We start from the raw sequence: 18,197 nt of genomic DNA, 5'->3' as shown, positions 1-18,197 counted from the left end.
CGAGCTCAGCGTGTCGTGGCCACTCGACCGGCATCGTCACGCGACGGTCCAGGTGTCGCGCCCGTGGATCAGCTCGTCCAGGTCGGCGTCGGTCGGGCGACCACCCGCGGTGTCGATGGCCGCATCGACCTGGGCGCGGACGAGGTCGTCGTAGGTCGGCCGCGTCACGCTGCGGAAGATGCCCATCGGTACGTGCGTCATCTGTGGGGAGTCGAGCCGGGACAGGGCGAAAGCCTGGGTCGGGTCGGTCGCGCCCGCGTCGTGGACCACCACGTCGCGCCCCTGCGCCGCTGCCTGGGGGACGAACTCCATCGAGCCACCCGCACCCCGGACGAGGAGCTGGCGGTCACCCTCGGGGCCGACACCGACGGGCTGGCCGTCGGCGAGGTGGACGATCCGGGCCTCCTGCTCGGAGCGGTCCTTGATGAGGTCGAACGCGCCGTCATTGAAGATCGGGCAGTTCTGGTAGATCTCGACCAGGGACGTGCCTCGGTGCTCGGCCGCGGCGCGCAGGATCTCGGTGAGATGCTTGCGGTCCGTGTCGGTCGTCCGCGCGACGAACGAGGCTTCGGCGCCCAGCGCCAGGGACACCGGGTTGAACGGGTGGTCGACCGACCCCATCGGGGTGGACTTGGTGACCTTGCCGACCTCGGAGGTCGGTGAGTACTGGCCCTTGGTCAGGCCGTAGATCTGGTTGTTGAACAACAGGATCGTGAGGTTGACGTTGCGGCGCAGCGCGTGGATGAGGTGGTTGCCACCGATGGACAGGGCGTCCCCGTCGCCGGTGACGACCCACACCGACAGGTCGGGTCGGCTGGTCGCGAGCCCGGTGGCGATGGCGGGTGCCCGGCCGTGGATCGAGTGCATGCCGTAGGTGTCGAGGTAGTAGGGGAACCGCGACGAGCAGCCGATCCCGGAGACGAAGACGGTGTTCTCGCGCTTGAGGCCGAGCTCGGGCAGGAACCCCTGCACAGCGGCGAGGATCGCGTAGTCGCCGCAGCCGGGGCACCAGCGCACCTCCTGGTCGGAGGTGAACTCCTTCTTGGTCTGCTTCGCGGCGTCGTCGGCGAGGCGGGGCACACCGGCGGTGCCGCTGCGAACGCCGATGGACGGCATACCAAGCTCGGTGGTCATGCGGTTCCTCGATCGGTGGGTACGGGTTCGGCCGGGATCTCGTCTCCCGCGGCGGCCGTGAGCGACACGATCGCGTCGGCGAGCTCGACGGTGGTGAACGGGAGCCCGCGCACCTGGGTGAAGGAGTGCACGTCGACGAGGAACTTGGCGCGCAGCAGCATGGCGAGCTGGCCCATGTTCATCTCGGGGACGAGCACAGTGTCGTAGCGACGCAGCACCTCACCGGTGTTGGCCGGGAACGGGTTGAGGTGGCGCAGGTGGGCGGTCGCGACGGTGGCGCCGGTGTTGCGCACGCTGCGCGCGGCGGCTGCGATCGGGCCGTAGGTCGACCCCCAGCCGAGGACGAGCACGCTGGCCTCGCCACTCGGGTCGTCGACCTCGAGGTCACCGATGGTGTCGGCGATCCGCTCGACCTTGGCGGCCCGCAGGCGGGTCATCAGGTCATGGTTGTCGGGGTCGTAGGAGATGTTGCCGGTGATGTTGGCCTTCTCGATGCCGCCGATGCGGTGCTCGAGACCGGGGGTGCCGGGCACCGCCCACGGGCGGGCCAGCGTCTTCTCGTCGCGGAGATAGGGGTGGAAGACCGGCTCACCCTTGTCGTCGGTGTCGTTGGGCTCGGTCGCGAACTCGACCGTCAGGTCGGGCAGCTCGGCGACCGCCGGGATCGACCAGGGCTCCGAACCGTTGGCGAGGTAGCCGTCGGACAGCAGGAAGACAGGTGTGCGGTAGGTCGTCGCGATCCGCACCGCCTCGATCGCGGCATCGAAGCAGTCGGCAGGTGACTTCGGGGCGATGATCGGCACCGGTGACTCGCCGTTGCGGCCGAACATCGCCTGCAGCAGGTCGGACTGCTCGGTCTTGGTCGGCAGGCCGGTCGAGGGTCCGCCACGCTGGACGTCCACGATGACGAGGGGCAGCTCGAGCGAGACGCCCAGGCCGATCGTCTCCGACTTGAGGGCGACGCCCGGGCCCGACGTGGTGGTCACGCCGATGGCACCGCCGAACGAGGCTCCGAGGGCCGCGCCGATCCCGGCGATCTCGTCCTCGGCCTGCAGCGTGGTCACGCCGTAGCGCTTGAGCCCGGACAGGGTGTGCAGGATGTCGGACGCGGGAGTGATCGGGTATGAGCCGAGCACGAGGGGGATGCCGGCGCGGTGCGAGGCGGTGACCAGGCCGAGCGCGAGAGCGGCGTTGCCGGTGATGTTGCGGTAGGTGCCGGGCGCCATCTTGGCCGGGGCGATCTCGTAGGAGACGACGAAGTCCTCGGTCGTCTCGCCGTAGTTCAGACCGGCTCGCAGCGCCGTGAGGTTGGCGGCGAGGATGTCGGGCTTGGAGCCGAACTTCTTCTCCAGGAACGACTCCGTGCCCGTTGTCGGCCGGTGGTACATCCACGACAGGAGCCCGAGCGCGAACATGTTCTTGGCGCGCTCCTTGTCCTTGCGGGACAGGGTGTCGAACGCGGCCAGCGCCTCGACGGTGATCGACGTCAGGGCGACCGGGTGGACGTGCCATGACTCGAGGCTGCCGTCGTCGAGGGGGTTGGCGTCGTAGCCCACCTTGGCGAGGTTGCGCTTGGAGAACTCGTCGGTGTTGGCGATGATCGTCGCGCCCCGGGGGAGGTCACGAAGGTTGGCCTTCAGGGCGGCGGGGTTCATCGCGACGAGCACGTCGGGGGCGTCACCGGGGGTGAGCACGTCGTGGTCGGCGAAGTGCAGCTGGAAGCTGGAGACGCCGGGCAGGGTGCCCTGGGGCGCGCGGATCTCAGCCGGGAAGTTGGGCAGCGTCGACAGGTCGTTGCCCAGTGCTGCGGTCTCCGAGGTGAAGCGGTCCCCCGTGAGCTGCATGCCGTCGCCCGAGTCACCCGCAAACCGGATCACGACTCGATCGAGGCGCTTGACGGACTTGCTGCTCGACTGTGTCTGCGTCACTACGTGTTTCCGCCACCTTGTTCATCTGCTGTTTGTTGCGCGTCGCGCTCCTCCTGCCGACGTTCTTCCATGGTAGGACTGCTGCCGCCACCGCATGCGGGCAACCCGCATTTCGGACAGCCGGGCATGTCGTTATTGGGTCGGGCGACGATCCTGGGGCAGGGCGCGCAACACCCTCCGGAGCGGGTGCAGCCGGCGGAGGGCAGCCGTCCGCTCCGGTCCTGCGAGGGCAGCGAAGTCAGCGAAGTCAGGCGGTGACGGTGCGTCAGGCCGTGACGGTGATCTCGTGGATCTGGTCGTACGGGTGTCCGGCACGCTCGTGGATGCGCTGGATCGCTTCCTTGCTCGGCCCCTCGGAGAGACAGAAGACGTGACCGGACTCAGGGTCGGCCCAGGCCTTCTGGAAGTCCACCGACTCCTCCTCCTGGATGGCGAGGTCGGCCCGATGGGCCTCGAGGAGTGCCTCCGCGGTGACTCCCGGCATGTTGGTGTGGACGTCCATGAATTGCCCCATGGTTGCTTCCTTCCGGAGTTGGTGGTCTCGCCACGCTACGCCGGGAGCGTGCCGCCCGGGCTCCGTCAAATTGGTGGGAGCTGGGACGTCCAGTCGTCCCAGAGGTCCGGCAGGGTGGAGGCGTGCGACTGCGTCAGTAGCTGCCTGCTCAGCGCCCCCGGTTCGTGCAGCCGGTATGCCGTGTGGCCGGCAGGCGTCTCGGGTCGCCACCCGAGGCTGGTGACCGAGTCGACCACCCGGGCGTCGCCCAGGGCGCCCGGAGCCAGCCCCGAGCGCACCTCGAGGTGCTCCACGAGCGCCGGGCGACCGGCATACGTCATGGTCGTGTGGCAGTCGAGGCGACCGCCGTCCTGGCCGCTGCGGCCCAGCGCCACCTGGTCCCGGAGCAGCAGCCGGCCACCCTCGGCGACGTCGACGCGCAGCTGGCGGGTGACCTCGGCTCCGTCGGCGACCACGAGGGGTTCGGCAGCCCAGGTGAGGGTGGCGCCCTCGTGCACGCGCAACGACACGTCGACCACGCAGCCGAGCCCACGCCCGTGGTAGGCCACGGTGCCGGCGACGTCCCGCAGGTCGAGGCGCAGGCCGGGGCCCACCTCGACGGCCAGCCGCAGGACGTCGCCGCCAAGGAGGGTGGCCGTCGTCGCGACCAGGGAGACCTCTGCCGTGGTGGCGTCATGGCGGATCACGCGTGGCGCGACCAGGCCGTTGGCGAGCTCCAGCCGGCAGCGACCGTCCTGCGGCCACAGGCCGACCCGGGCAGTGCGGACCTCAGTGTGCGTGGACACCGTCACCGCCGTCGTGGACATGGCTGTGCGCCCGGGCGCCGTCGCCCGCGTGTGAGTGGGGGGCCATCGGACCGGGGTCGACCGGGACGTGGTGGCCATCACGGTGTGACGCCACCATGGCGAGCACCCAGGCCCGCAGCTCGGCCACCGAGTCGGGGTCGGTGCGGGACAGGCCGATGACGGGCCGGCCGTCGCGGGCGTCCTGGCCCTCGCGCAGCATCAGATCCGCGTCGACGCCGACGTAGGGCGCGAGGTCGGTCTTGTTGACGACCAGCAGGTCGGCGCGGGAGATGCCGGGGCCGCCCTTGCGCACCACGTCACCACCGCCGGCGACGTCGAGCACGAAGACCTGGGCGTCGACGAGGGCAGGGGAGAAGGTCGCCGTGAGGTTGTCGCCGCCGGACTCGACCATCACGAGGTCGAGGGGAGCGAAGTCGGCTTCGAGGTCCTCGACGGCCAGCAGGTTGGCGGAGACGTCGTCGCGGATCGCGGTGTGCGGGCAGGCGCCGGTCTCGACGGCGCGGATCCGGTCGGGGTCGAGCACCCCGGCGGCGCGGAGCATCCGGGCGTCCTCGTCGGTGTAGATGTCGTTGGTGATGACGCCGAGCTGCAGCTCGTCGCCGAGCTCGCGGCAGACCATGGCGATGAGGGAGGACTTGCCGGTGCCGACCGGACCTGCGACGCCCAGTCGGAAGGCGCGGCTTGTCTCGCGGGTGGTGTCAGGCACTGAACAGCCTCCGTGGGTGGGTGGGGTGGGCGTGCTGCCACTGCTCCAGCAGCGGGGCCGACAGCGCGGGTATGCCGTCCGGCTCGGTCAGGTGGGCGACCGCAACGACGACCGCTTCGACGCCGGGGCCGGCGTGGAGCAACCACTCGGTCGTCTCCGCGGGGTCGAGCGGACACAGCTTGAGGGCGGCCGCACACAGCGACTGGACGTCGTCGTAGGCCACCAGCCGCGCCGTCCGGGCGCCGTCCAGTCCGGCGGCTGCGGCCATCGAGCCGACCGCCACCGGACGCGCGGGCGCACGCAGTGGCGCCAGCGCCGAGGCGGCCGCACTGCCGGGCCACAGCCGCTGCGCCAGCCGGCGCTGTCCACGCCCGACGGCGATGGACGCGGCCCGCACCACCTCGCTGGGCGTGCGCGCGGCCCAGGCGAGCTGCACGTCATCGAGGGGGAGCCCCGCCATCGTGCGGTGCCGCGCCACCACAGCTGTCCCGGCGTCCACGAGGACCACGGTGCGCAGCCGGGTCGTGATCAGGTCGGGGATGTCGCGTGGTTCGAGGCCGCCGAGGAGCGCGGGCTCGAGCCCGGCGGACTGGGTGTGGCCTCCGACCGGCAGGCGCCCGTCGGCCAGCAGCATGGCGGCGAACTCGGGGTGGGGGAGCATGGGTGGGCTGCCGTCTCAGAACAACGAATAGCGTTGGGCGAGTGGGAGTTCCGTCGCCGGCGCCGGCACCACGAGCTCACCGTCGATGCGGATCGCGAACGACTCGGGGTCGACCTCGATCACGGGCAGGGTGTCGTTGTTGATCATGTCGGCCTTGCTGACCTCCCGGGTGGGTCGCACCGGGGTGAGCGTGCGGCGCAGGCCGAGCCTGTGGTCCAGCCCGCCCTGCATCGCGGCCGGCGCCACGAAGGCCAGGGAGTGGTCGGCGCCGGCGCCGCCCTCGCCCACCAGGGCGGGGCGCATGAGGACCGGCTGCGGCGTGGGGATGGACGCGTTCGGGTCGCCGAGAGCGGCATACACGATGGCTCCGCCCTTGAGCACGACGTCGGGGCGCCAGCCGAAGAACTTCGGGTTCCAGAGGACGAGGTCGGCGAGCTTGCCCGCCTCGATCGAGCCGACCTCGTGGTCGATGCCGTGGGCGATGGCGGGGTTGATCGTGTACTTGGCGATGTAGCGACGGGCGCGCTCGTTGTCGGCGGGATAGGTGCCACTGAGCGGGCCGAGGCGTGCCTTCATCACGTGGGCCACCTGCCAGGTGCGGGTGATGACCTCGCCGATCCGTCCCATCGCCTGGGCGTCCGAGCTCGTCATGGACAGTGCGCCCATGTCGTGCAGGATGTCTTCTGCCGCAATGGTGCTCGCCCGGATCCGGCTCTCGGCAAAGGCGAGGTCCTCCGGCACGGACGGGTTGAGGTGGTGGCAGACCATCAGCATGTCGAGGTGCTCGGCGACCGTGTTGACGGTGTGCGGGAGGGTCGGGTTGGTCGAGCCGGGCAGCACGTTGGGGTGGCCGGCGATGGTGATGATGTCGGGGGCGTGGCCGCCGCCGGCGCCTTCGGTGTGGAAGGCGTGGATGCTGCGGCAGGCGATCGCCCGCAGCGTGGAGTCGACGAAGCCCGCCTCGTTGAGGCTGTCGCTGTGCAGCGTCACCTGGAGACCGAACTCGTCGGCTGCGCGCAGGGCCGCGTCGATGGCGGCCGGTGTGCTGCCCCAGTCCTCGTGCACCTTGTAGGCCGCGGCGCCACCCAACGCCTGCTCGCGCAGGCTCTCGGCGCTGACGGTGTTGCCCTTGCCCATGAGGAGCAGGTTGACCGGCAGGTGGTCGAGGCCGCGCAGGACCGACTGGAGGTGCCACAGGCCGGGGGTGACGGTGGTGGCCTTGGACCCCTCGGACGGCCCCGTGCCACCACCGCCGAGCGTGGTGACGCCCGACGCGAGGGCCTCGTGCACCTGGCTGGTCGACAGGAAGTGGACGTGCAGGTCGACCCCGCCGGCGGTGAGGATCCGACCCTCGCCGGAGATGACGTCGGTTCCGGGGCCGATCTCGAGCTCGGGGTGCACGCCGTCGGCGATGTCGGGGTTGCCGCTGCGGCCGAGCGCCACGATGCGCCCATGACGGATGCCGACGTCGGCGCGGATGACGCCCCAGTGGTCGAGCACGACCACGTTGGTGATGACCGTGTCGAGCGCACCGCCAGCGCTGGTGCGGGTGCCCTGGGCCATCGACTCCCGGATCGACTTGCCGCCGCCGAAGACGGCTTCCTCACCGCCGAAGGTGAGGTCGTCCTCGACCTCGATCCACAGGTCGGTGTCGCCGAGGCGAAGCTGGTCGCCGGTGGTGGGGCCATAGATGGCGGCGTAGCGCTCGCGGTCGAGGTCAGCCATCGAGCTGGCCCTCCGGCCCGCGCTGGGTGAGCTCGAGGTCGGCCTGGTGTCCGGCTAGCTGGACACCGGGGACGCAGCGTCGCCCACGGAGGGCCACCGCGGCGACCTGGCGGCTGACCCCGGGCTCGAACCGGACCGACGTCCCGCTGGGGATGTCGAGCCGGAAACCGTGTGCGGCGGCGCGGTCGAAGTCCAGCGCCGTGTTGCTGTCGGGCAGGTGCAGGTGCGAGCCGATCTGCACCGGACGGTCGCCGGTGTTGACGATGACAAGGGTCAGCCGTTCGGCGTCGGTGCGGTCGGCGTTGATGGTGACGGTGCCGGGCCTGACCCTGATCGCACCTGGACCAGAACTGTTGCTGCTCAACGGGTTCCCCTGCTCAGGCGATCGGGTGGTGGAGGGTGACGAGCTTGCGGCCGTCGGGGAAGGTGGCCTCGACCTGGACGTCGGTGACCATCTCCGCGACGCCCTCCATGACCTGGTCGCGACGCAGGACCGTGCGGCCCTGCTCCATCAGGTCTGCGACGAGGGATCCCTCGCGAGCGCGCTCGATGACCCAGGTCGACAGGAGCGCGACGGCTTCGGGGTAGTTCAGCAGCACGCCACGAGCCAGTCGGTCGCGGGCGACCATGCCGGCGACCGACAGGAGAAGCTTCTCTGTGTCCGCGGGGGACAGGTGCATGCGGCCTCCTTGACGAGTGCAGGCCCAGTAGACCAAGGCAGTGTTTCGCGGGCGTTTCGTCGCCGCCACCCCTGGCGGCGGACTCGCTGCCGGGAGGTGTGGGGCATCGACCGGCGGGAAGGGTCGGGCTAGCGTGCCGGAGGTGTCCCGACGCTTCGTGATCCTGCCCAGCCCGCTGCTTGGGACAGCGACCTACGCACCGCTCGCCGCGTCCCTGACCGAGCGGGAAGCCCCGACGGCGGTGGCGTCGGTCCCCGACGGCGACGTGACTCCCGAACGAGTACTGGCCGGGTTCCGGGCTGCGGTCGCGGAGCACGGCCCAACGGTGCTGGTCGCGCACAGCAACGCCGGCTACTACGCGCCCGCCGTCGCCGCCGATCTCGACCTGCCGGTGATCTTCATGGACGCTGCCCTCCCCGCCGAGGGCGAGTCCGAGACGCTGCTGGCCCCGGCAGCGTTCGCCGAGTTCATCCAGACGCTCCCCATCCGCGACGGGCTGCTCCCGCTGTGGCCCTTGTGGTGGGACCGCGCCGACATCGCCACCCTCTTCCCGGACGAGGACTGGCTGGACCTGGTCACCAGCGAGGGACCGCGGCTGGCGCCCGCCTACTTCACGACGCCCATCGCCGTGCCGCGCGGCTGGGAGGCGCGGCCGGCGGCATACCTCGCCTTTGGCGACACGTATGCCGCGGAGCTGGCCTTCGCCGAACGCGTCGGCTGGGAGGTGCGTCGCGAGAGTGGCCACCACTTGGGCCACCTCGCCGAGCCCGGCCGCGTAGCGGAACTCGTCCTCGAGCTCAGCTCAGGTCTGTCCCGGGAGACCTGAGTCATCCGGCGACGCGGTCGGGTCGCTGGCGTACTCACCGATCGGTAGCGCAGGCGCTTGTTGATGTCGGTCAGGACGTCTGCCACCGTCGCCCGCGTGAATGGCGCCTCGGGGGCGATCAGGTTGGCCCGGACACAGGTGCGGCCGAGGGTGGCGATGGAGTGCTCGTCGAGGCCACCGCCGCGCACGAGTCCCTCGTAGCGGCCCAGCAGCGCCAACAGCACGGGGACGTCGGAGGCGAGCACGGGGTTTGGCGTCGGTTCCACCATGCGCCACCTTCCCCTTCGAGGAGGGGTGCGTGTCAACCGTTCCAGACCTCTAGGCCGCGCGGTGGCCGTGACGGTCGAGCGGCCAGGTCGTGTGGGTGCGGCCGTCGGGCGCGGTCCAGGTGCAGACGCCGAGAGGGTCCATCGCGACGTGCCAACCCGCATGGTGCTTGAACGCGTGGTGGGTGGCACAGAGCGACTGCAGGTTGGGCGCCTCGGTCGGACCCTCTGGGTGACGGACCACGTGGTCGAGCTGACATCGCATGGCTGCCGTCGCACAGCCGGGGAAGCGACACGTCCCGTCGCGCGACCTGACCGCCCGCGCCGTGGCTGCACCCGGTCGGTAGGTGGTCGGGTCTTGCCACCGAACGGCACCGGTGACTGAGTCGCTGCGGGCCAGGCGCAGAACGAGATCCGGGTCGCACAGGAGGGCGACGACATCGGACGGCAGCAGCGAACCGAGCAAAGGCACCTCGGTGTGGGACGAGACGAACCAGACGTGTCCGTCGTGGTCGTGCAGGACGCCGTCGTCGAGTTGCTCGCATCCGCCGAGGTCGTGGTACCAACCCGCCACCCGGCGGAGGTAGTCGTCGTCCGCGGCAGAAGGTACCGGGTCGGATTCGGCGGAGAGCGTGCCGACTGGCTACTCGAGGGAAGGGTCGGTGTCACCGGCGCCGAGGCAGGCCGTGGAGACCGACGAGGCCCTCGGGCCGAACGGGCCTGGCCACTCGCAGTCGATGGGCGCGACCAGCTCGATCGTGGTGCTGATCGTCGCGTTGGCTGCGACGAGGTCGGCCAGGGCGTCGGCCCGAGCCGCGCCAATGCGCAGACTCGGCTGGGCGCGGGCGTACTCGGCAGCCAGCCCATCCACAGCGCTCCACAACTGGAGAGCCATAGGTGTCGGCAGATCGGCGACGAGTCGGGTCATCCCTGCGCAGTCGCCCGGGCCGACGCGGACGTCAGCGACAAGGCATCCATCTCCCGTAATCCATTGGTAGGACAAAGGATTCCGGGCTACGGTCCACCCATGTCCCGTCCCGGCCTCGACGATGACCTCACCGACCGCGAGGCCGTCCTGCGTGCCTTCGTGCAGCCCGACGGGAGCCTCTCGGCCATACCGACCAGGATCCGCAAGCGGCTCGTGGTCCTCAACGAGATGGCCCAACAGTTCGACATCGGGCAGACCTACGACGAGACCGCCGTCAACAACACGCTCCGGCCGTGGCACGACGACGTCGCGGCGTTGCGCCGATACCTCGTCGAGGAAGGCTTCCTCGAGCGCCGCGACGGGCTGTACTGGCGCGTCGGCGGCACGCTGGACACGCCCGGCGCCTAGGTCGCCAGCTCGAAGTCCTCGAAGTCGAAACCCGGCGACACGAGGCAGCTCACGAGCGCGTCCTCGTCTGAGACCACGGTGCGCTGCCAGTGTCCGGCGGGCACGAGGACCTGCGCCTCTCCGGTGGCGCAGACCGAGCGGCGTTCACAGTCCCCAGCCACAGCGGGTCCAGCGCCCGAGCCGCCCAGCTCCAGGGTGACGAGGCCCAGGTGGGCCAGCCAGATCTCGTCCGAGGCGACCCGGTGCCAGGCGGACGCCTCACCGGCTGGCAGCAGGAAGTAGATCAACGTCGCCGCCGATCGGGTGCGCCCATCGGCGAGCGAGACGGTGGCGGGTGACTCCCACGTCTGGCGGAACCACCCACCCTCCGGGTGTGGTTCCAGGTCGAGTGCTTCGGCGAGCGCAGGCTTCATGGTTGGAGTGTCTCCGACGAGGAGGCGAGGGCGGCGCCAGGGCAGCTGCCCGTTCCACGATGCGGTTCGGCGGGTGGGCCGCCCCGCCTGCTGCCAGACTCTCCGCATGCTGAGGCTGGATGACCTCTGGGTCTGGGACTCCTGGGTCGCCGATGACGGCGACCTCTACCACCTGTTCTTCCTCCAGGCGCCGCGCGCCCTCGTGGACCCGGGCACGCGGCATACCGCGGCTCGGGTGGGGCATGCCACCTCACCGGACCTCGTGAGCTGGACCTATCTCGGGGAGTCGTTCGGGCCCGCCGACAGCGGCGCCGACCGCTTCGACAACCTCGCGATCTGGACCGGCTCGGTGCTGCACGACGGCGCGCAGTGGCGGATGTTCTACACCGCGGTGTCGACCACCGGTCACCACGTCTACGACCAGCGGATCGGGTCGGCGTTGTCGGACGACCTGCAGCACTGGCGGCGCGGCGGTCCGGATCCGGCCGTGCGCGTTGACGGCCGTTGGTACAAGACGCTCGCCAACACCCCCGCGCCGACCGAAGGCCCCGACCTGGAGGGCTCCAGCGAGACCTGGCGTGATCCCCTCGTCTTCGCCGACGCGGCAGGGGACGGCTGGCACATGCTCATCTCGGCACGCGCGAAGGATGCCGCCCGCAACGACGACGGCGTGGTCGCGCACGCCACCAGCTCCGACCTCGAGCACTGGATTCTCGGCGAGCCATTGTGCGCGCCGGGTGCAGGCTTCGGGCAGCTGGAAGTGTTGCAGGACAGGCAGATCGACGGCAGATGGGTGCTGGTCTTCACCTGCCACCCGCAGGAGATGACGGCTGAGCGGATCGCGCGGACCGGCAACTACTGCACGTGGTCGGTACCGGGTCCGGGGCCGCTCGGACCGTGGGACATCGACGCGGCCCGGCCGTTCACCCCAGAGCCGGACCTCTTTGCGGCGCCCCTGGTCCAGCAGCGCGACGGGTCCTGGGTGCTGATCGGGTTCCGCAACCTCGAACCACAAGGACTCGACGGGTTCGAGATCACCGATCCCATCCCCGTCACCCTCGACGCCGACGGCTACCTCGTCGCCCGCTGACGTCCGTCGCCCAGAGCACGGGTATGCCGCGCGGCCGGGCTGGCGACGTGGCCCACCGCTGCTTGCTGTCCGGCGATAACCAGAGGCGCGCACCACGTCGTCGTGTCTAGGGTCGCGAGCATGTTCATCCGCCAGGAACAGCCGTCCGACGCCATCGCCATCCGCGAGGTACACCGACTCGCCTTCGCAAAGGCTGCTACCGACGAGGCGCCGGCCCGCGACGGGTCGGTGGAGGCGAACCTCGTCGACGAGCTGCGCGCCGGGGGCGACCTCGTCGAGCCCCTGTGCCTGGTCGCCGAGCGCGAGGGTGTTGTGATCGGCCACGTCGCCGTGAGTCGGGCCAGCCTCGACGACGCGCCAGCCCTGGTTGCGATCGGGCCCCTTGGGGTCCGGCCGGACCTGCAGAACGCCGGCGTGGGGTCGGCCCTGATGCACGCGACGATCGCGGCAGCCGACGCCCTCGGCGAGCGTGGCATCGTGCTGCTCGGTCACCCGACGTACTACCCGCGCTTCGGGTTCGGCCCTGCCATCGACCACGGGATCACCCCGCCCCAGGCCTGGGGCCCGGCCTACTTCATGCTGCGGCGACTGGGCGCATGGACCGACGGCCTCTCGGGAGCGTTCCGCTACGCCCCGGCCTTCGAGCGGCTGGACGACTGACCCGGATCGGGTGCGAGGCGCGTCAGCACCTCCGTCAGGTCGGTCAGGTCGCGGGCCTCCTCGGGAGACAGCTCGGCCAGCCGGGTCCGCGACAGTCGAGAGTAGACGGCTGCCATGCCCTCGAACAGCTCAGGACTGGCGTCCGCCGCGCCCTGGGTCGCGGCGATCTGCTCCATCTCGGCGACGAACCGCTCGCTCTTGCTCGTCGCCACGGCGATCAGCCGACCGGCCCTGGCGGCCGTTCCCGGGAACGCATCAGCCAGGTCGGCCAGCACGACGTCGAGGACGCCGTGGGCATGAGCGGTCTGGAGCGCCTGTGCCCACAGGGCGGTCGTGCCCTTGTAGACCGACGCCGTGCACATCTTCACCGCCGACGCAGACCCCGGCTCGCTACCCACGACCAGTGTTCGCAGCCCATCGGTCGTGACGGCGGCCAGGACAGCCGCCTGGGAACCGGACAGGTAGAGCATCGTGTCGCTGCCGGCCTCCGGCGGTCCGCCGCTGATGGCACCATCGACGAACTCGTGACCGGCCGCCGCGGCCATGTCCGCCAGCTCGCCCACGGTCGCGGGGGAGACCGCGTTGAGGTCAGCCACGAGCGGGGTCACGCCTCCGCGGCGGGCCGCGTCCAGGATCGGCGTCATCGTGGCCAGGGCGGCACCGGGTGGCACGACGCTGACCACGACGTCGCTGCCCGCCACCACCGCATCGAGGTCGGCGACGAGCTGCAGCCCGTGCGCGAGCGACCGGGTGCGCTCGCTACGCCCGTCCACCGTCGTCAGCACGCCGGCGCCAGCCGCCTGCCACGCACGGCCCAGCGCGGAGCCCATGGCCCCGGGCGACACGATCCCGATGGTCAACGACTGCTCCATGGCCCCACCCTAGGTCGGCCGCAGCGGGCGCAGCGGCCGCAGCGGCCACCGCGGCCACCGTGGCGGCCGCGGCTGCCATAGCCACCGTGGCCGCCTCAGTCGCCGGTGCGGCCGTCCGCGAGCTCGCGCAGGATGTCGAGGTGGCCGTTGTGCCGGGCGTTCTCCTCGACGAGGTGCATCAGGACCCACCGCAGCGTGGGCTTCTCGCCGGTCCGGAACGGCGTCGCCGACAGGTCGTCGAGGTCGAGGTCCGCCACGATCGCGTCGGTGCGCTGCGCCTGCGCGGCATACTCCGCCAGCGTCTGGGCCAGCGGCGTCGTGGCGCCGAGGCTGAACTCCCGGTCCGGCTCCTCATCGGTCCACGGCCCGAGGTCGGGCCCGCCGACGAAACGGTTCTCGACCCACGAGTGCTCGACCCACCGCATGTGGTTGACGACCCCGCCGAGCGTCATCAGCGGCGACCCCGGCAGCGGCGCGGCCCCCACGTGCTCCTCGGCGAGGTCGTGGCACTTCTCGGCCGCGGTGTCGCGGGTGTACTGCAGCATCGTGAGCAGCGTGGTGCGCTCGTCCCATGCCTCGGGGCTGTCGGTTCGCGTCATGCGTCGACCCTGTCGCACCGGGCGTCGAGGCGCCAGCGGTTTGCCGGGTGGCGTCGACCAGGACGCCGCCGGGTGGCTCAGTTGGGGTTGTACGCGTGCTCGGGACTCGGCGGAACCACGCCGAGGGTGGCGGCCAGCTGCCGTTCGCGCTGCACCAGCCGCAGACCGAGGCGCAGCCGGGTCTCGGTGTCCGCGGCGGCGAGCAGCCGCTGCCGGTCACCCAGGTCCAGGCCGAGGGCCGCGCCGACCGCGTGCGAGAGGTCCACGGCGTCGGTGGGCCAGTCCGGTGCCTCGGCGCCCACGGTCCGCGCGTAGGCACCCAAGGCGCTTCGCAGCCGCTGCGCCAGCCCGGCCACCTCCTCGACGTCGCCGGCGCGCTCCTCCAGCACGGTCACCTCACCGGTCAGGTATGCCGTGCCGGCACCATGCACCAGTGCGTCCAGGTGGAAGCGGTGCAGGCCCGTGCTGAGGACGAAGTAGCAACCGTCGCCCACCGGTGCCGCGTGGATGACCCGGGCCAGGCAGCCGACCTCGTGCAGGTCGCGCACCGAGTCGGCCCCCACCTCGTGACCCAGGCGGATCGCCACGACCCCGAACTCCGGGACGTCCATGGCGTTGACCAGGTCGCTGAGCATCTCGATGTAGCGCGGCTCGAAGACCTGCAGGGGCAGCGTGGCGCCCGGCACCAGGACCGTGCCGAGCGGAAAGAGAGGGACCCGCGCCATGTGGCCACGCTAGGTGCCCACGACCCGGCGCAACACCCCCTCGCGGAGGTGGGCCACTAGGCTGCCAACCGTGTCGCCCTACGTCGTCATCGCCGCAGTGGTCGCCGTCGGCCTGCTGCTCTTCGTGGCCGCGATGGGTGCCCGGGCGCTGCTCGCTCCGAAGGCACCCACCCGCGCGAAGCTGACGACCTACGAGTCCGGTGTCGACCCGGTCGGCCGGGACTGGGCCCAGACCCAGGTCCGCTACTTCGTCTACGCGTTCCTCTACGTCATCTTCGCGGTGGACGCGGTCTACCTCTTCCCGTGGGCCCTCGTCGTCCGCAGCAACCTCGGTGCCGCGTCGCTCCTCGAGATCGCGGTCTTCATCGGGGTGCTGCTCGTGGGCCTGGTCCACGCAGCTCGTCGTGGCCTGCTGAGGTGGTTGTGATGGCGACGACGCCGCTGCCGATGCCCCGAGTGGGCCTTGCCACCGACATCGCGCCGCAACCGATCCGGGTGGTCCTCAACTGGGGTCGCCGCTACTCCCTGTGGGTCTTCAACTTCGGCCTGGCCTGCTGCGCGATCGAGTTCATCGCCGCCTCGATGGCCAGGCACGACTTCATCCGGCTCGGCGTGATCCCGTTCGCGCCCGGACCCCGTCAGGCGGACCTGATGGTCGTCTCCGGCACCGTGACCGACAAGATGGCGCCCGCCGTCCGCCGGCTCTACGACCAGATGCCCGAACCCAAGTACGTCATCTCGTTCGGTGCCTGCTCCAACTCCGGCGGCCCCTACTGGGACTCCTACTCCGTCACCAAGGGTGTCGACACGATCATCCCGGTCGACGTCTACGTCCCCGGTTGTCCTCCCCGGCCGGAGGCGCTGCTCCAGGGCATCCTCAAGCTCCAGGAGAAGATCGCAGCGGAGACCCTGTCCACCAAGGGAATTCGCGCCAAGTACGCCGGTCACCGTCTCGCGTCCGCGGCCGAGGTCAACCGGCCCTTGGTGAAGCCTCCGACCAAGGACGTCAGATGAGCGACCCGAGCGCCCTCGAGCGCGCCGAGGTCGACCCAGCCGACTGGGTGGCGACGATCACGGCGGCCCGCGACGACGCGGCCTACACCTTCTTCGACTGGCTCACGGCGGTCGACCAGAGCGATGACGAGCAGGCACCTGGGCTCGACGTCGTGTGTCACCTCATGGACGGGACCACCCCGAGAGCGTTGCGACGCAAGCTGTTCCGCACCCGCGTTCCGGACGGGTCGAGTCTGGCGAGCCTGACAGGGGTCTTCCGCGGGGCCGCGTGGCACGAGCGGGAGACGCACGAGATGTTCGGGCTCGACTTCGAGGGTTTCGACGACGGGACTGGCCTGGGGCTGCGGCCGCTCCTCCTCCCGGACGGCTTCGAGGGCACGCCGCTGCGCAAGTCGTTCGTGCTCGCCGCCCGAGCCTCGAAACCGTGGCCCGGTGCGAAGGAGCCTGGTGAGTCCGAGCACGCCAAGCCCACCGGCCGCCGCCGCGTCTCGGCGCCCGGAGTGCCCGACCCCGAGTGGGGGCCACGGTGAGTGACACCGTCGAGGTGACCCTGCGTGCCGTGGGTGTGCTGGCCGCCTTCCTCGTGCTGCCGCTCCTGGTGGGTCAGACCGAGCACAAGGTGATGGCCCACATGCAGGGGCGTCTGGGCCCGATGTATGCCGGTGGGTTCCACGGGTGGGCCCAGCTGGTGGCCGACGGGGTCAAGTTCGTGCAGAAGGAGGACATCACTCCCGCAGCTGCCGACAAGCGCGTCTTCCGGTTTGCGCCTGCCGTTGCGCTCGTCCCGTACCTCGTTGCCCTTGCTGCGATTCCGCTCAGCCCGGACGTGGTGGCGGCGGACCTGCCCGCCTCTGCCGTCTTCGTGCTCGCGGTGACGGCCGTGGGCATCCTCGGCACCTTGATGGCTGGCTGGGCCAGTGCCAACAAGTACTCGCTGCTCGGCGCCATGCGCGCTGCCGCACAGCTGCTGTCCTACGAGCTGCCGATGGTGCTGGCCGTCGCCAGTGTCTGCCTCGCTGCCGGTTCCCTGTCGCTCTCTGGCATCGCCGCCGCGTGGTCGCCGTGGTGGCTGATCTTCCAGCTGCCGGGTGCCATCGTCTTCCTCGTCGCCGCCGTGGCCGAGCTCCAGCGGCCGCCGTTCGACATGCCGGTGGCCGACTCCGAGATCGTGTTCGGTGCGTACACCGAGTACACAGGGCTGCGGTTCGCGTTCTTCCTGCTCAGCGAGTACGCCGGGATCGTCGTCATGTCGCTGTTGTTCGCCGTGCTCTACCTCGGCGGCTGGCACGGGCTGCTCAGCGACCAGCTCGGCTGGCTGTGGACGCTGCTCAAGGGGTTCTGCATCGCCGTCGTCGTCATCTGGCTGCGCGTCGCATGGCCCCGGCTGCGTGAGGACCAGCTGCAGCGGCTGGCCTGGCTCGTCCTCGTCCCGCTCGCGCTGGCCCAGCTGGCCCTCACCGGTGTCTGGGTGGTGACCACCGCATGAGCGAGCAGGCAAAGAAGCCGGGCGGCATCGGCATACCGGGCATCCTCAAGGGGCTCGCCACCACGGCGCGCACCATGGCCAAGCCGACCCACACCGCGGAGTACCCCGACGCTCAGCCGCACCTGCCGCCCCGCAGCCGCGGTGTCATCGCGCTGCTCGAGGAGAACTGCACGTCCTGCATGCTCTGTGCCCGTGAGTGCCCGGACTGGTGCATCTACATCGACTCGCACAAGGAGACGATCCCGGCCACGACCGAGGGTGGCCGCGAGCGGCAGCGCAACGTGCTCGACCGGTTCGCCATCGACTTCAGCCTCTGCATGTACTGCGGCATCTGCATCGAGGTGTGCCCGTTCGACGCCCTGCACTGGAGCCCAGAGTTCGAGTACGCCGAGATGGACATCCGCGACCTGCTGCACGAGAAGGACCGGCTCGGGCAGTGGATGCCCACCGTGCCGCCGCCATCGGCGCTGGACGAGCACTCGGCCGAGGCCGCCGAGATCGGCGCCACGACCCGCCCTGGCCGGCTGACGCGCGCGACCCCGGAACGGCCGACCCCGACTCGGGCCACGCCCACGCGAGCCACGCCGACCCAACCGACGCCAACGCCAGCGACGCCGACGCGAGCCATCCCCACCGGGCAGGAGTCGCCGGCCGCCGAGGCAGTACCCGAGCCAGCACCGGAGTCCGAGGAATGACGGCCCTGAAGGGGCCATGCTCCTCGCCTTTGCGGGCCTCGCTCCTTCGTCGCTCGTGTCC

General features: G+C 70.8%; 24 protein-coding genes. 9 read left to right on the top strand and 15 right to left on the bottom strand.

Annotation, left to right across the window (positions count from 1 at the left end; genetic code table 11):
• Positions 1-36 precede the first annotated feature (36 nt).
• The 9 genes from EAH86_RS14295 to EAH86_RS14255 form a co-directional block, all read right to left on the bottom strand.
• A complete protein-coding gene (locus EAH86_RS14295) occupies positions 37-1,134 on the bottom strand; it encodes a 2-oxoacid:ferredoxin oxidoreductase subunit beta (protein WP_140741939.1) in 1,098 nt (365 codons plus the stop codon).
• Positions 1,131-3,062, bottom strand: coding sequence for a 2-oxoacid:acceptor oxidoreductase subunit alpha (locus EAH86_RS14290; RefSeq protein ID WP_140741937.1), 1,932 nt, complete (start codon positions 3,060-3,062; stop codon positions 1,131-1,133). Before EAH86_RS14290 ends, EAH86_RS14295 begins: the two co-directional genes overlap by 4 nt.
• A 265-nt stretch (positions 3,063-3,327) precedes the next feature.
• Entirely contained in the window at positions 3,328-3,576 is a 249-nt protein-coding gene (locus tag EAH86_RS14285) for an SCO4226 family nickel-binding protein (RefSeq protein ID WP_140741935.1), read from the bottom strand.
• Between the two features lie 65 nt (positions 3,577-3,641).
• Complete coding sequence (locus EAH86_RS14280; RefSeq protein ID WP_161988663.1) at positions 3,642-4,361, bottom strand: urease accessory protein UreD; 720 nt, start codon at positions 4,359-4,361, stop codon at positions 3,642-3,644.
• On the bottom strand, positions 4,345-5,088 hold the full coding sequence (gene ureG, locus EAH86_RS14275; protein WP_140741931.1) for an urease accessory protein UreG: 744 nt from the start codon (positions 5,086-5,088) through the stop codon (positions 4,345-4,347). Before ureG ends, EAH86_RS14280 begins: the two co-directional genes overlap by 17 nt.
• Positions 5,081-5,749: an urease accessory protein UreF gene (locus EAH86_RS14270; RefSeq protein WP_206665841.1), complete on the bottom strand. Its 669-nt coding sequence runs from the start codon at positions 5,747-5,749 to the stop codon at positions 5,081-5,083. The genes ureG and EAH86_RS14270 overlap by 8 nt, the downstream gene beginning before the upstream one ends.
• 15 nt (positions 5,750-5,764) lie before the next feature.
• Entirely contained in the window at positions 5,765-7,474 is a 1,710-nt protein-coding gene (locus EAH86_RS14265; protein ID WP_140741929.1) for an urease subunit alpha, read from the bottom strand.
• Positions 7,467-7,838 (bottom strand): urease subunit beta, encoded by a 372-nt coding sequence (ureB, locus tag EAH86_RS14260; protein WP_140741927.1) that lies wholly within the window; start codon positions 7,836-7,838, stop codon positions 7,467-7,469. Before ureB ends, EAH86_RS14265 begins: the two co-directional genes overlap by 8 nt.
• 13 nt (positions 7,839-7,851) lie before the next feature.
• Positions 7,852-8,154, bottom strand: a complete 303-nt coding sequence (locus EAH86_RS14255) for an urease subunit gamma (protein WP_140741925.1) — start codon at positions 8,152-8,154, stop codon at positions 7,852-7,854.
• Between the two features lie 142 nt (positions 8,155-8,296).
• Here EAH86_RS14255 and EAH86_RS14250 point away from each other — a divergent pair, with 142 nt between their 5' ends.
• Positions 8,297-8,980, top strand: a complete 684-nt coding sequence (locus tag EAH86_RS14250; RefSeq protein ID WP_161988662.1) for an alpha/beta hydrolase — start codon at positions 8,297-8,299, stop codon at positions 8,978-8,980.
• 318 nt (positions 8,981-9,298) lie between these two features.
• On the opposite strand, the gene EAH86_RS14245 is transcribed toward EAH86_RS14250, so the two are convergent.
• Positions 9,299-9,820: an HNH endonuclease signature motif containing protein gene (locus tag EAH86_RS14245; protein ID WP_140741921.1), complete on the bottom strand. Its 522-nt coding sequence runs from the start codon at positions 9,818-9,820 to the stop codon at positions 9,299-9,301.
• Positions 9,821-9,889: 69 nt separating this feature from the next.
• Entirely contained in the window at positions 9,890-10,141 is a 252-nt protein-coding gene (locus EAH86_RS14240; protein ID WP_140741919.1) for a hypothetical protein, read from the bottom strand.
• Between the two features lie 132 nt (positions 10,142-10,273).
• Between EAH86_RS14240 and EAH86_RS14235 the strand changes: the two genes are divergently transcribed.
• Positions 10,274-10,582 (top strand): DUF2087 domain-containing protein, encoded by a 309-nt coding sequence (locus EAH86_RS14235; RefSeq protein WP_140741917.1) that lies wholly within the window; start codon positions 10,274-10,276, stop codon positions 10,580-10,582.
• Here the strand turns inward: EAH86_RS14235 and EAH86_RS14230 are convergent.
• Complete coding sequence (locus tag EAH86_RS14230) at positions 10,579-10,995, bottom strand: cupin domain-containing protein (RefSeq protein ID WP_140741915.1); 417 nt, start codon at positions 10,993-10,995, stop codon at positions 10,579-10,581. The genes EAH86_RS14235 and EAH86_RS14230 overlap by 4 nt on opposite strands.
• Positions 10,996-11,101: 106 nt before the next feature.
• On the opposite strand from EAH86_RS14230, the gene EAH86_RS14225 reads away from it, so the two are divergent.
• A complete protein-coding gene (locus EAH86_RS14225) occupies positions 11,102-12,085 on the top strand; it encodes a glycoside hydrolase family 68 protein (protein ID WP_140741913.1) in 984 nt (327 codons plus the stop codon).
• A 120-nt stretch (positions 12,086-12,205) separates the two neighbouring features.
• Complete coding sequence (locus tag EAH86_RS14220) at positions 12,206-12,745, top strand: GNAT family N-acetyltransferase (protein WP_140741911.1); 540 nt, start codon at positions 12,206-12,208, stop codon at positions 12,743-12,745.
• Here EAH86_RS14220 and EAH86_RS14215 read toward each other — a convergent pair.
• From EAH86_RS14215 to EAH86_RS14205, 3 genes are all read right to left on the bottom strand, one after another.
• A complete protein-coding gene (locus EAH86_RS14215; RefSeq protein WP_206665840.1) occupies positions 12,712-13,617 on the bottom strand; it encodes an NAD(P)-dependent oxidoreductase in 906 nt (301 codons plus the stop codon). The two genes, EAH86_RS14220 and EAH86_RS14215, sit on opposite strands and share 34 nt — an antisense overlap.
• Before the next feature lie 95 nt (positions 13,618-13,712).
• Complete coding sequence (locus tag EAH86_RS14210; RefSeq protein WP_140741909.1) at positions 13,713-14,216, bottom strand: DinB family protein; 504 nt, start codon at positions 14,214-14,216, stop codon at positions 13,713-13,715.
• 77 nt (positions 14,217-14,293) lie between these two features.
• Positions 14,294-14,941 (bottom strand): LON peptidase substrate-binding domain-containing protein, encoded by a 648-nt coding sequence (locus EAH86_RS14205; RefSeq protein ID WP_140741907.1) that lies wholly within the window; start codon positions 14,939-14,941, stop codon positions 14,294-14,296.
• 70 nt (positions 14,942-15,011) lie between these two features.
• Here EAH86_RS14205 and EAH86_RS14200 point away from each other — a divergent pair, with 70 nt between their 5' ends.
• From EAH86_RS14200 to EAH86_RS14180, 5 genes are read left to right on the top strand one after another with little or no spacing between them, the layout of a single operon-like run.
• A complete protein-coding gene (locus EAH86_RS14200) occupies positions 15,012-15,368 on the top strand; it encodes an NADH-quinone oxidoreductase subunit A (protein WP_140741905.1) in 357 nt (118 codons plus the stop codon).
• Positions 15,368-15,955 carry an NADH-quinone oxidoreductase subunit B gene (locus EAH86_RS14195; RefSeq protein ID WP_140741903.1) on the top strand — a complete coding sequence of 196 codons (588 nt, stop codon included), beginning with the start codon at positions 15,368-15,370 and terminating at the stop codon, positions 15,953-15,955. The genes EAH86_RS14200 and EAH86_RS14195 overlap by 1 nt, the downstream gene beginning before the upstream one ends.
• Positions 15,952-16,485 carry an NADH-quinone oxidoreductase subunit C gene (locus EAH86_RS14190; protein ID WP_140741901.1) on the top strand — a complete coding sequence of 178 codons (534 nt, stop codon included), beginning with the start codon at positions 15,952-15,954 and terminating at the stop codon, positions 16,483-16,485. The genes EAH86_RS14195 and EAH86_RS14190 overlap by 4 nt, the downstream gene beginning before the upstream one ends.
• Entirely contained in the window at positions 16,482-17,441 is a 960-nt protein-coding gene (nuoH, locus tag EAH86_RS14185) for an NADH-quinone oxidoreductase subunit NuoH (protein ID WP_170212809.1), read from the top strand. Before EAH86_RS14190 ends, nuoH begins: the two co-directional genes overlap by 4 nt.
• Positions 17,438-18,136, top strand: coding sequence for a NuoI/complex I 23 kDa subunit family protein (locus tag EAH86_RS14180; protein ID WP_140741897.1), 699 nt, complete (start codon positions 17,438-17,440; stop codon positions 18,134-18,136). The genes nuoH and EAH86_RS14180 overlap by 4 nt, the downstream gene beginning before the upstream one ends.
• Positions 18,137-18,197 lie beyond the last annotated feature (61 nt).

Source organism: Pedococcus bigeumensis, assembly GCF_006438965.1.
Classification (GTDB): Bacteria; Actinomycetota; Actinomycetes; order Actinomycetales; family Dermatophilaceae; genus Pedococcus; species Pedococcus bigeumensis_A.
Note: the sequence above shows the minus strand (reverse complement) of the source record. Positions and strands in the feature narration are given on the sequence as shown.